This is a genomic window from Bacillus sp. FSL K6-3149, from assembly GCF_038630515.1.
In the GTDB taxonomy this organism is placed as follows: domain Bacteria; phylum Bacillota; class Bacilli; order Bacillales; family Bacillaceae; genus Bacillus; species Bacillus pumilus.
Genome location: NZ_CP152034.1, coordinates 3200194 through 3213082, shown reverse-complemented (window position 1 = coordinate 3213082; position 12889 = coordinate 3200194). Strand labels below are relative to the sequence as shown.

General features: G+C 41.4%; 13 protein-coding genes. 10 read left to right on the top strand and 3 right to left on the bottom strand.

Annotation, left to right across the window (positions count from 1 at the left end):
- Positions 1-42 precede the first annotated feature (42 nt).
- On the bottom strand, positions 43-1155 hold the full coding sequence (ispG, locus tag MHB83_RS16335) for a flavodoxin-dependent (E)-4-hydroxy-3-methylbut-2-enyl-diphosphate synthase (protein ID WP_003217392.1): 1113 nt from the start codon (positions 1153-1155) through the stop codon (positions 43-45).
- Between the two features lie 105 nt (positions 1156-1260).
- Positions 1261-1563 (bottom strand): hypothetical protein, encoded by a 303-nt coding sequence (locus MHB83_RS16330; RefSeq protein WP_003217371.1) that lies wholly within the window; start codon positions 1561-1563, stop codon positions 1261-1263.
- Between the two features lie 190 nt (positions 1564-1753).
- Here MHB83_RS16330 and MHB83_RS16325 point away from each other — a divergent pair, with 190 nt between their 5' ends.
- Positions 1754-2299 carry a GNAT family protein gene (locus MHB83_RS16325; protein WP_050943755.1) on the top strand — a complete coding sequence of 182 codons (546 nt, stop codon included), beginning with the start codon at positions 1754-1756 and terminating at the stop codon, positions 2297-2299.
- A 55-nt stretch (positions 2300-2354) separates the two neighbouring features.
- On the opposite strand, the gene MHB83_RS16320 is transcribed toward MHB83_RS16325, so the two are convergent.
- Positions 2355-3125: a DUF1189 domain-containing protein gene (locus tag MHB83_RS16320; protein ID WP_003217320.1), complete on the bottom strand. Its 771-nt coding sequence runs from the start codon at positions 3123-3125 to the stop codon at positions 2355-2357.
- 143 nt (positions 3126-3268) lie between these two features.
- On the opposite strand from MHB83_RS16320, the gene MHB83_RS16315 reads away from it, so the two are divergent.
- The 9 genes from MHB83_RS16315 (at position 3269) to pstB (MHB83_RS16275) (ending at position 12872) form a co-directional block, all read left to right on the top strand.
- Positions 3269-3754, top strand: coding sequence for a DUF456 domain-containing protein (locus MHB83_RS16315; RefSeq protein ID WP_003217408.1), 486 nt, complete (start codon positions 3269-3271; stop codon positions 3752-3754).
- Between the two features lie 187 nt (positions 3755-3941).
- Positions 3942-4550 carry a superoxide dismutase SodA gene (gene sodA / locus MHB83_RS16310; protein ID WP_003217313.1) on the top strand — a complete coding sequence of 203 codons (609 nt, stop codon included), beginning with the start codon at positions 3942-3944 and terminating at the stop codon, positions 4548-4550.
- Positions 4551-4672: 122 nt separating this feature from the next.
- A complete protein-coding gene (locus tag MHB83_RS16305) occupies positions 4673-5959 on the top strand; it encodes an MFS transporter (RefSeq protein ID WP_003217361.1) in 1287 nt (428 codons plus the stop codon).
- A gap of 122 nt (positions 5960-6081) precedes the next feature.
- Positions 6082-8217, top strand: a complete 2136-nt coding sequence (locus tag MHB83_RS16300; RefSeq protein WP_113387145.1) for a penicillin-binding protein 2 — start codon at positions 6082-6084, stop codon at positions 8215-8217.
- A 214-nt stretch (positions 8218-8431) separates the two neighbouring features.
- Positions 8432-9349 carry a phosphate ABC transporter substrate-binding protein gene (locus MHB83_RS16295; protein WP_003217324.1) on the top strand — a complete coding sequence of 306 codons (918 nt, stop codon included), beginning with the start codon at positions 8432-8434 and terminating at the stop codon, positions 9347-9349.
- A 79-nt stretch (positions 9350-9428) separates the two neighbouring features.
- Positions 9429-10355, top strand: coding sequence for a phosphate ABC transporter permease subunit PstC (pstC, locus tag MHB83_RS16290; protein ID WP_003217329.1), 927 nt, complete (start codon positions 9429-9431; stop codon positions 10353-10355).
- A complete protein-coding gene (pstA, locus tag MHB83_RS16285; protein WP_003217489.1) occupies positions 10355-11239 on the top strand; it encodes a phosphate ABC transporter permease PstA in 885 nt (294 codons plus the stop codon). Before pstC ends, pstA begins: the two co-directional genes overlap by 1 nt.
- A gap of 32 nt (positions 11240-11271) precedes the next feature.
- Complete coding sequence (gene pstB, locus MHB83_RS16280; RefSeq protein WP_342496477.1) at positions 11272-12075, top strand: phosphate ABC transporter ATP-binding protein PstB; 804 nt, start codon at positions 11272-11274, stop codon at positions 12073-12075.
- Between the two features lie 14 nt (positions 12076-12089).
- Complete coding sequence (gene pstB / locus MHB83_RS16275; protein ID WP_034620853.1) at positions 12090-12872, top strand: phosphate ABC transporter ATP-binding protein PstB; 783 nt, start codon at positions 12090-12092, stop codon at positions 12870-12872.
- The last annotated feature ends 17 nt before the right edge of the window (positions 12873-12889 follow it).

Here is a 12889-nt window from a genome sequence, read left to right as displayed (position 1 = left end):
AAGAACAGAAAAACGCCTGACAGTGACGTCAGGCGTTTTTTGTTATGCGTTGGCTTTTGCTTTTTCAGCTTCCATTTTTGCATAATGCTCTTCAGCAATTTTATCGATTTCTTTTTTCAGTTCTTCGACCATTGTTTCTTCTGGCACTTTACGAACAATTTCACCTTTACGGAACAATAGACCTTCTCCTCTAGCTCCGGCAATTCCGATATCAGCTTCACGCGCTTCACCTGGACCGTTTACAGCACAGCCAAGAACAGCTACTTTAATCGGTGCTTTTATCGTGGAGATATATTCTTCGACTTCATTTGCAATGCTAATGAGGTCAATTTCGATTCGTCCACAAGTTGGGCAAGAGATCAGTGTGGCTGCATTTGCTGCAAGACCAAATGATTTCAACAGTTCACGTGCTACTTTTACTTCCTCAACTGGATCAGCACTTAATGAGATGCGGAGTGTATTCCCAATCCCCATATTCAAGATAGCGCCGAGACCAGCTGCACTTTTGACCGTACCTGCAAATAATGTACCTGATTCTGTAATTCCAAGGTGAAGAGGGTAGTCAAATGCTTTTGCAGCTTTTTCGTACGCCTCAATCGCTAGGTTGACATCAGATGCTTTCATGCTGACGATGATATCATGAAAATCTAGATCTTCAAGAATTTTAATGTGGTGCAGTGCACTTTCGACCATACCATCTGCTGTTGGGTAGCCGTATTTATCAAGAATTTTTTTCTCTAATGAACCAGCGTTTACCCCAATACGGATTGGAATGCCTTTTTCTTTTGCTGCTTTCACAACCGCTTCGACTTTTTCTCGTCTTCCGATGTTTCCTGGGTTGATTCGAATTTTGTCTGCACCTGCTTCAATCGCTTTCAGTGCAAGCTTGTAGTCAAAATGAATATCGACAACTAGCGGGATGTTGATCTGTTTTTTTATGTCTGCAATCGCATTTGCTGCACGCTCGTCTGGGCATGCGACACGCACGATTTGACAGCCAGCTTCTTCAAGACGCTTAATTTCAGCTACTGTCGCTTCGACATCATGTGTTTTGGTTGTTGCCATACTTTGAATGACAACCTCATTATTTCCACCTATAGTTAAAGGTCCCACTTTGACGGGACGTGTTTTAGTACGATGTGTGACTTCACTCACTTGTCAATCGCTCCTTAGTGTACAAGCAATTCTTTGCCATGTACGTCTTGTTTTACAGTTCATATTGTAACAGTCTCTTTGTATGAATGACAAGGAATTAACGTTTTATCTCTTATATACCGGAAACTTATATGTGCTGCCTGCCCGAATTTCGTTTGCTTTGACGCCTTGATTCAGCTCTTCAAAATCTTCAATGACTTCATCAAGAGGCTTACTTGTATGGACGATAGAGACGACGGTTTCACCTTGTTTCACTGTGACGTTCTTATATGCTTTTTTCTCAGGTGTTTGAAAGGCATTTGCAGGGACAGCTGGACCTTCTTCAACGGGAATGGTGCCATTTTTTAAATCAAAAAAGATAATAAATAGGACAAACAAACTGATTAGCAAAAAAATAATACGCCGCATTTCACTCACCGCTTTTAAGAGTTTACTTCAGTCTATGCGTGTCCCGAAATGATAGAACCAACATGAGGAAAAAAGCTGGAAAGGGAGGTTCTAGTTCGTTCTAGTGTGTCTTGTATTGAATTTACGCTCGGCGGTGCTTTTTCAAGCTTCTATCACGATTATGATAAAATAAAAGCAGGGGGGAGAGTTTATGAAGAAAATCAGTCAGCATATATATGTGAGAGCGCTAACAGAAGAAGATGCACAATCACTACTCGCACTTGAACTTGAGAATCGCTCCTATTTTCAGCAATTTACACCTTTGGTCAAAGATGATTTTTTCACGTTATCTCGTCAAATTGAACGAATTCAGCGCAGTGTGGAAAGATGCGTACAGGATGAAGCCTACATGCACGGTATTTTCTTAAATGAAACAGATGCCTTAATTGGGACAATCTCATTAAATTCTGTCGTAAGAGGCCCGGTAGAAGGAGCTTGGCTGGGGTATGTACTTGATGAAAAGCATGGCGGGAAAGGGTATATGACAGAAGCCATTCGTTTAATCATCGATTATGCCTTTGATGAGCTGCACCTGCATCGTATTGAAGCTGGAGTAAAGCCGAGTAATATAGGTTCCATTCGTGTGCTTGAAAAGACAGGTTTTGAAAATGAGGGACTCAATCGTAAAAAAGTAAAGATTAATGACGTGTGGGAAGATCATTATTTGTTTGCGATCATTCATCCGGATGAATCATAGAGAATGCACATACATAAAAAGCTCCTCCAAGTTGGGGGAGCTTTCATATACTAAATTAATTTTTGACAAGTGGTTTATGTTTAGCGGGTATTTCCTTTACAACAAGGTATAAAAAGATAAAGTTAATGACCCAATTTAATAAAAATGAATTCGCAACAGGCGTGTTTAATGCACTCATGATGGCGAAAAAGACTGTTGTTAATGTGAGTGAGTAAGCAGAGAGCTTCCATAGCATTTGGAAGGACAGCTCTTTTTGCTGCATGCGTTTAATAAATGTACCAAGCATCGCAAGGAAAGTTGCGCTAATGAACATGAGAGCCGCAGTTGATAGATATAGCAGCACACAGATGACTGGGATAATAATCGCTTGATTCTGATTTGTGACGCGGGCAAGTTCGTCTTTTGTCAGCGTCCCACCAAGCAGCTGATACGGGATATCTGTCATTTGCCCATCAATAGCAATCACAGCTTTTTCTTTTAATAATGCGATGGCCGTTTGCTTTGATTCAAGCTCACTTGCTTTTATTTTTTCAGCAGGATCAAAAATGATCGTAATGCCGTTTTCTTCTTTTTCTATCGGTTCACTTTGATCCGCTTGAAGCTTTCCTTTTTCGATTGAGAAATCAGGTAAATCTTTTTTGATCACATGCTGAAATCCTGACATCGCATTCGAGATCTCTTGACTCATATGATAGCCCTGCGGAACTGCTGCGATGATCGAAAGGATAAAAATGAATAAAATCGCTTTGCCAATCCCTGTAAACCGTGCTTTCGCAATATCTTTTGGTGAATAAATGCCTTTTAACAATAGTTTAAATACGTTCAATCAATTCACTTCCTACATTCTTTTCTATTTCTCATATTGTATCAATGTCTATCTAACAAGTACAAGTATGGCCTTCATTGCTGGTTAAGATAGAGGGAATGAGGCATAATGTATACAGCAAATAAAAAGGAGGCGGCTGTGACTTGGACGTGCTGTATTGGATTCTGATCATTTGTGCATTTATCATTGCATTTGTTGGACTTGTTTATCCAATTATCCCCAGTGTGGTTTTTATGGTTCTCGGATTTATTCTATATGGTTTCTTTTTCAGCTTCGAGCCGCTGACACTGACGTTTTGGCTCATTCAAGCCGTATTTACCGCGGTATTATTTGCGGCAGATTATGTCTCGAACCTGATTGGGGTCAAGCGTTTTGGCGGCAGCCGTGCAGCTATTTGGGGAAGCACCATTGGGTTATTAGTCGGTCCTTTTGTGATTCCGATTGCAGGAATTATCATTGGTCCATTTATCGGAAGTGTTATAGCAGAGCTCCTTGTTCATCAAAAAGATGTGAAGACAAGTGTGAAAGTAGGATTAGGCTCGTTAATCGGATTTATATCAGGTGTATTTGCCAAAGGATTGATTCAAGCGCTGATGCTGGGCATCTTTTTATTTTATGTCCTTCGATAAATAGAAAAAGGGCGTTTAAAACTCTTTCTAAAGGGCTAAATACAAAATAAACACTGAAATGTTTCAGATCATGAGCAATAACGTTGAAACAAGCCAATTCTTTTGATACTCTTTGAGTAGGGTGAATTGCTTGCTTACGACCTAAGGAAGCATTTCAGTACATACATTTCTAAGGAGGAATTTAACCATGGCTTTTAAACTTCCAGAATTACCATATGCTTACGATGCATTAGAACCACATATCGACAAGGAAACAATGACGATTCACCACACAAAACACCACAACACATATGTAACAAACTTAAACAAAGCAATCGAAGGTGTATCAGCTCTTGAAGATCAATCAATCGAAGAGCTAGTGGCTAACCTAAACTCTGTACCTGAAAACGTACGTACAGCTGTACGTAACAATGGCGGAGGACATGCTAACCACTCATTATTCTGGACGCTTCTTTCACCAAACGGTGGCGGCGCACCAACTGGTGAACTTGCAGATGCAATCGAAAAAGAATTAGGCGGATTTGAAAAATTCAAATCTGATTTCGCTGCAGCAGCTGCAGGACGCTTTGGTTCTGGTTGGGCATGGCTTGTTGTGAACAATGGCAAACTTGAAATCACAAGCACGCCAAACCAAGATTCTCCTTTAACTGAAGGAAAAACACCAATTCTAGGACTTGACGTTTGGGAGCATGCTTACTACCTAAACTACCAAAACCGTCGTCCTGATTACATTTCAGCTTTCTGGAATGTTGTGAACTGGGATGAAGTGGCTCGCCTTTACAGCGAAGCTAAATAAACCATTTGATTTGAAAAGACCTGCTCTTTAGAGAAGCAGGTCTTTTTATATTTTCCCTCCTTTTTTTACATATCTGCCTTTTGATGAGACAGACTATTGTGTAGAAAAGGAGAATGAAATATATGAGCAGATTAAAGAAAATGTTCGGGGACATGGATGTTACAAGAGATTTAATGCTCCTCCTCACGATTGGCGGATTATACGCACTTGCCATTGCACTTTCTAATACGTTTGTAAACGTGTATTTATGGAAACAGTCTGGGAAATTCACAGATCTTGCGATTTACAATCTGGCTATTGTTGTGCTTCAGCCCATTACATTTTTATTCGCAGGCCGGCTTGCTAAAAAAATAGACCGGGCGTTTGTCCTTCGTTTCGGCGTGATCTTCTTAGCCGCTTTTTACTTAATTGTCTTAATAGCAGGAGAGCACGCGGCCGCGCGGCTTGTTTTATTAGGGAGTGTCCTTGGGATCGGCTATGGTTTTTACTGGCTTGCTTTTAACGTACTTACCTTTGAGATCACCGAGCCTGAAACAAGAGATTTCTTTAATGGGTTTCTCGGAGTCCTCACCTCTACAGCTGGCATGATCGGTCCACTGATCGCGGGTATTGTCATTTCTCAATTAACAGATGATACGGGCTATACAGTGATTTTTACTTTATCGCTAATTTTGTTTTCATTAGCGGTTGTGATGAGCTTTTTCCTCAAGAGAAGGCAGTCCAAAGGAAAATTTATCATCAAGCAAATATGGAAAGAACGCCATGCCGACGAGAATTGGCGTAAGATTACAACAGCTCACTTTTTTCAAGGGCTTCGTGAAGGGGTCTTTGTCTTCTTAATCAGTGTCTTTGTGTTTATCGCAACAAACAGTGAGCTTGCTCTCGGGACATTTGGTTTGGTGAACTCAGGTGTTGCCTTTTTCGCTTATTTCTTCGCTACGCGTTTGATTAAGAAAAAATGGCGTAAGAAAGCCATTATGCTTGGCGGGCTGATTTTATACGGCGCCTTGTTCTTAATCGTCTTTCATTTGTCCTATGTATCACTTCTCATGTATGCGGTAGCCATCGCGATAGGATACCCGCTTCTGCTTGTTCCATATGTATCCTTAACATACGATGTCATCGGTCATGCAAGGTATGCAAGGAAAGCCCGGATTGAATATATTGTGGTCAGGGAGCTGTTTTTAAATGCTGGCCGTATTTGTTCCATTGTGTTGTTTCTTCTGTCTGTCACTTTACTTGGTGATGAGCTCGGGATACCTGCATCTCTTGTTGTGCTTGGAGCGGGACATACCCTCATTTATTTCTTTGTAAAAGATATTCATTTGAAAGAAAAAACAGCTGATATGAAAGAGGCAGACGGTCAAAAGCCAGTTTCTCAGACGAACCTTATTAAGGGAGAAAGGTAAAATTTCTTACCAATGGAACATCAAATTTCTAGATAAATAATAGAAAAACCGCTAAAATGATGATGGCACCTTTTATACACAAAAAGGGGTGCCATTTCTTTCTTGATAGAAAAGGTGATGTGATGAGAAACAAGAAAAACAAAAAAGACGCGAAGGAAGGGCGCAAAACACTTCCACTTCGGCTGAATTTACTATTTTTAGCTGCGTTTATTATTTTTACCGGTGTTGTTGTAAGACTCGGATTTGTACAAATTGTCAATGGAGAAGATTATAAAAAGCAGGCAGAAAAACAAGAGGATGTGAATGTCAGCTCATCTGCTCCGCGCGGAAAAATTTACGATCGAAACTATAATACGATTGTCAGCAATAAAGCGCTAAATGCCATTACATATACGAGAACCTCGACGACTTCACAAGAAGAGCGGCTCAAAGTGGCTACAAAATTAGCGGATATGATTCATGTGAGTACGAAAAAAATCACCGATCGTGACAAAAAAGATTTCTGGATTTTAACGCACCCGAATGAAGCGAAAAAGCTTGTTCAAAAGGAATCGGAATTAAAGGGTGACGATAAGGTCGCTGATGATAAATTATATGAGCTTCAGCTGAAACGCATCACGGATAAGGAATTAAATCAACTGACGAAAAAAGACTTACAAGTGCTTGCGATTAAAAGACAAATGGATGCAGGCTATGCACTTACGCCTCAATTCATTAAAAATGATGATGTGAAGCCAAGCGAAATTGCTTACGTCTCTGAGCATTTGGACGAGCTGCCAGGTGTGGATGTCACAACAGACTGGTCACGCAGCTATCCGTATAAAGGACTGCTTCGCAGTATGCTCGGCAGCGTGTCCTCAAGTGATGAAGGACTTCCGCAGTCACTTCTTGAACATTATTTATCGCTCGGCTACAGCCGAAATGACCGTGTAGGAAAAAGCTATCTAGAATATCAATATGAAGATGTCCTGCAAGGCCAAAAGGAAAAAGAGCAGAGTACAACTGATAAAGAGGGCAATGTGACAAGCTCTAAAGTGCTAACAGAAGGAAAGAGCGGGAAAGACCTAGTTCTCACCATTGATATTCAGCTGCAAAAAGCAGTAGAAAAAATCGTTGAAAAGAACTTAAGAAGTGCGAAACAAAGAGGCGGGACGGAGCTTCTTGATCGTGCGTTTGTTGTCATGATGGACCCTAGAAATGGAGAAGTTCTCTCCGTTGCGGGGAAACAGATTTCAAACAAAAACGGAAAATACAAATTTGATGACTACGCATTAGGAACGATGACTTCATCCTATGCGATGGGCTCAGCTGTAAAAGGGGCCACTGTACTGACGGGATATAAAACAGGCGTGATTCATATTGGAAGTACCCAGTACGATGAACCGCTGTATATCGCGCAGTCACCGCCTAAGAAATCCTATCAAAATATGGGACTCATTAATGATTTAACGGCACTCGAGCGTTCATCTAACGTGTATATGTTTAAAACAGCGATTGCCGTTGGAAAAGGGGAGTATCGTAAGAACCAGCCGCTCCCAATCGATCCGAAAGCTTTTGATACATTCCGTTATAATTTCAGTAAATTTGGTCTTGGTGTCAAAACAGGGATTGACCTGCCAAACGAAGCGACAGGCTACCGGGGAACGTCTACACAATCTGGTCTCCTGCTTGACTATGCAATTGGACAGTATGATACGTTTACACCGCTGCAAATGGCGCAATACGTTTCAACGATTGCCAATGGCGGATATCGTTTACGTCCGCAGCTTGTTAAAGAAGTGAGAGAGCCAGATCCGCAGCGCGGCATTGGTGCTGTAACAGAATCCGTCAAACCGGACGTATTGAATAAGCTAGACATGACAGGTGATGAGATCAAGCGTGTTCAGCAAGGCTTCAAGCTTGTCATGCAGAACCCAAGAGGGACGGCCTACTCGAACTTTGGCAACAAAAAGTATAACCCAGCTGGCAAAACAGGAACCGCTCAATCATTCTATGACGGCCCAATTAAAAGCAAACGCGGCACACCAACATATAACACAACACTTGTGGCGTATGCGCCTGCTGATAATCCAGAAGTGGCCATTTCCGTCGTTGTACCATGGGTGTATCAAGACTACAATCAGCGCTATCCAATTACAAATGATATCGGTGAACAAGTATTAGACAAATACTTTGAGCTAAAATCAAAACAGGAAAGCAATGATACACAAGCGAAGAACAAAAATAAAATTGAAAATGAAGCAGAAACAAACGACTAGACCTTTCCTAGGTAAAAACGCTCACTTTTTGTGGGCGTTTTTTTACGTTTTCTTCAAAATTTTCGAGATAAATTGACAAAATACATAAAAAACATCGCAAGATCTCTACAAAACTTCGACATTTACAAAACCTTAACATTCCATTTAAACGAAATTAATAAAGAACCTTTAATGTATTACTCGTAGGACAAATTATTCAGGGGGTATTCTTGAAATGAAAAAGAACAAATTATGGCTGCTTACTTTCCTTACTATCGCATTGTTAGCATTCGTCACAGCATGCGGAAACAGCAGCTCAAGCGGAGATTCAAAAGACAGTAAAGGAAATGCTTCAAACAAAGATGAGGCATCAGGTTCCATTACCATCTCAGGATCATCTGCGATGCAGCCTTTAGTTCTTGCGGCAGCAGAAAAATTCATGGATAAACATCCAAAAGCCGATATTCAAGTACAAGCCGGCGGTTCAGGAACAGGACTTTCTCAAGTGTCAGAAGGATCTGTACAAATTGGTAACTCAGATGTATTCGCAGAAGAGAAAGACGGAATCGACGCAAAAGCTTTAACAGACCACAAAGTAGCAGTTGTTGGAATGGCCGCAGCTGTAAACCCTGAAGTGGGTGTCAAAGACATCACAAAGGACGAATTGAAAAAAATCTTCACTGGTAAAATCAAAAACTGGAAAGAGCTTGGCGGGAAAGACCAAAAAATCACGCTTGTGAACAGACCTGACTCTTCAGGAACTCGTGCAACATTTGTGAAATATGCACTTGATGGTGCAACACCTGCAGAAGGAATCACAGAAGATTCTTCAAACACAGTGAAAAAACTGATTGCAGAAACGCCAGGTGCGATTGGATACCTAGCATTCTCTTATTTAACAGATGACAAAATTACACCGCTTAGCATTGATGGTGTGAAACCGGAAGAAAGCAATGTAGAAAGCGGTAAATATACAATTTGGGCTTACGAGCATTCTTATACAAAAGGTGAGCCAGATGGTCTAGCAAAACAATTCTTAGATTACCTCATGAGTGATGAAGTACAAAAAGAAATCGTCAAAGACCAAGGCTACATCTCAGTTGCTAATATGAAAGTAGAAAGAGACGCAACAGGCAAACAAACAGATAAGTAAGAGGTCTTGAATTGCTGATGAAGGAAAAGTGGAGCTTTTCACTTTTCCTTTTATGACATTCATAGGAGTGTAGAAAAAGATGAAGCAGATAGAACATACAGAAGCGAGCGATCGACTGATCAGCTCGAAGAAAAATAGGCAAATGGATGAAGTGAGAGGAAGTATTTTGGTGAGATTTTGCGCATTCTTAATGATTGCTGTATCTATCGCCATCACCATCTTCCTTGGCATTAAGGGTTTACAATCTTTCATCGTAAATGGTGTAAGCCCAATTGAGTTCTTAACCAGTATCAATTGGAACCCAACAGCAGAAAACCCGCAGTACGGCGCATTTCCTTTTATTTTCGGATCAATCGCCGTCACGCTCCTATCGGCACTCATTGCAGCGCCACTAGGCATCGCAGGCGCAATCTTTATGACAGAAATTGCACCTGCTTGGGGACGTAAAATCCTCCAGCCAGTCATTGAATTGCTTGTAGGGATTCCATCCGTTGTTTACGGATTCATAGGTCTTACAGTATTGGTGCCGTTTATCGGACACTTCAAGTCAAGCGGCTCAGGGCATAGCGTGCTAGCAGGAACGATTGTCCTGTCTATTATGATCCTGCCAACCGTTACATCCATTGCGACTGATGCAATGGGTTCACTACCAAAAAGTTTACGTGAGGGATCGTACGCATTAGGCGCAACAAGATGGCAAACGATTAGACGTGTGCTTGTCCCAGCAGCTCTGCCAACATTAATGACAGCGGTCGTTCTTGGCATGGCTAGAGCATTTGGAGAAGCCCTTGCTGTACAGATGGTCATTGGAAACACGCGTAATTTACCAGAAAGCATTATGGATACAGCTGGTACATTAACAACCATTATTACGTTAAACATGGGTCACACAACGTATGGAAGTGTTGAGAACAATACACTTTGGTCAATGGGACTTGTCCTTCTAGTTGTATCATTTATGTTCATACTCATTATCAGATACTTGTCGTCTAGGAGGAAGATTTAATGAATAGCAAAATGACCGATCGTTTTGCCACATTTATATTTGGATTATGTGCTGCCATTATTACGGCGATTCTCGTTGGTTTGTTTTCTTATATCATTTTCAACGGTGCAAAAGAATTAAACTTCGACTTTTTAACAACCCGTTCAAGTGCGATTGGCTCTGGCGGCGGTATCAGGGATCAGCTCTTTAACTCGTTTTATATTTTGTTTATTACGATGCTGATTACAGTACCGCTTGGCGTCGGCGGCGGAGTGTATATGGCAGAGTACGCTCCTCAAAACAAAGTCACAGACTTTATTCGTACATGTATCGAAGTGTTGTCTTCACTTCCGTCTATCGTCATTGGTATGTTTGGTTTACTCATGTTTGTGAATTTAACAGGCTGGGGCTATACGATTATTGGAGGAGCTCTTGCGCTCACGGTGTTTAACTTGCCAGTGATGGTCAGGGTGACAGAAGATGCGCTACGCTCTGTACCGAAGGATCAAAAGGAAGCATCACTAGCGCTTGGTGTAACGAAGTGGCATACAGTCAAAACGGTCCTTATTCCAGGTGCGCTTCCGTCTATTATCACTGGTGCGATTTTAGCATCAGGAAGAGTCTTTGGTGAGGCGGCTGCTCTTCTTTTTACAGCAGGTCTCTCCACACCGCGCCTTGATTTCACAAACTGGAGTCCTTTTTCTGATACGTCACCGCTGAATGTGTTTAGACCGGCAGAAACATTAGCCGTTCATATATGGAACGTCAATACACAAGGAATCATTCCAGATGCAGAGGCCATTGCAAATGGTGCATCAGCTGTACTTGTGCTTTCAGTCTTATTATTCAACTTAGCTGCTAGATGGCTTGGTTCATTTATTCATAAAAAGCTTACGTCAAAATAATGTGAGAGAGGTGTGAAGGGGATATGGTTCAAATGCTAGCAGAAAAAAAAGAGATTGCAGCGAAAAAGGCTCCACTTCAAGCAGAACAGATTTTACAGGTGCAGGATTTAAGCATTTATTATGGTGAAAAAAGAGCGGTCAATCACATTTCATTCGAGATTGAGAAGAATGCAATCACCGCATTAATCGGCCCATCCGGCTGCGGGAAATCTACCTTTTTACGCAGCATTAACCGCATGAACGACTTAATTTCAGGTGCGAGAAGTGAAGGGGCGATCATGTACAAAGGATTAAATATTTTGGATGACCGTATTAATGTGGTGAATTTAAGAAGAGAAATCGGCATGGTCTTCCAAAAACCAAATCCATTTCCTAAATCGATCTACAATAACATCACCCATGCGTTAAAGTATGCCGGGGAAAAAAGAAAATCTGTGCTTGATGATGCGGTTGAGGAAAGCTTAACAAAGGCGGCGTTATGGGATGAGGTCAAAGATCGTCTGCACCGATCTGCTTTGTCATTGTCAGGCGGTCAGCAGCAGCGACTTTGTATTGCACGTACACTTGCGATGAAACCTAGTGTCTTATTATTAGATGAACCGGCTTCTGCCCTAGACCCTATCTCAAATGCGAAAATTGAAGAGCTATTAGGCGAATTAAAAAATGATTATTCAATCGTCATTGTGACACACAACATGCAGCAAGCGCTCCGTGTATCAGATCGTACGGCTTTTTTCTTAAACGGAGATCTAGTAGAATATGATGCCACAGAACGTATCTTTACACGTCCTGCACAGCAAAAAACAGAAGACTATATCAATGGTCGATTTGGATAAGGCGGGTGGATTTGATGAATGCAGTAGCAACTAAAGCAGCAAAAAAAGAAGTGTTTCGTGTGAATGATATGAATCTTTGGTATGGACAGCATCATGCATTGAAGCATATTGACTTAGCGATCAGAGAGCATGAAGTCACAGCGATTATCGGCCCGTCCGGCTGCGGAAAGTCAACGTTTATTAAAACGTTAAATCTTATGGTCAAAACAGTGCCAGGTGTGAAAATCACCGGGGATATGATGTATAAAGATGACAACATTTTAAAAGGTCGTGTCGATTTAGTGGAGCTGCGTAAAAATGTCGGGATGGTGTTTCAAAAAGGAAATCCTTTCCCTCAGTCAATTTTTGATAATGTCGTATACGGACCAAGAATTCATGGAGTTAAGAGCAAGCAGCAATTGAAAGAAATCGCGGAAAAAGCGCTTCGAGATGTTGCCCTATGGGATGAAGTGAAAGATCGATTAAGTGCTCCCGCTCTAGGCCTTTCTGGCGGTCAGCAGCAGCGTCTTTGTATCGCAAGAGCCATTGCTACAAGCCCAGACATCTTATTAATGGATGAACCAACATCAGCGCTTGATCCTGTCTCAACATTAAAGATTGAAGAATTGATTATGAAATTGAAAGAGAAATATACGATTGCCATTGTGACGCATAACATGCAGCAAGCGGCTCGGGTATCAGACCGAACGGCCTTCTTCTTAATGGGGGAGCTTGTTGAGGTCAATGATACGAATGTGATGTTTTCTGAGCCAAACGATCAAAGAACGAATGATTATATATCTGGTCGATTTGGATAACAAAACCCCCCTGGAGG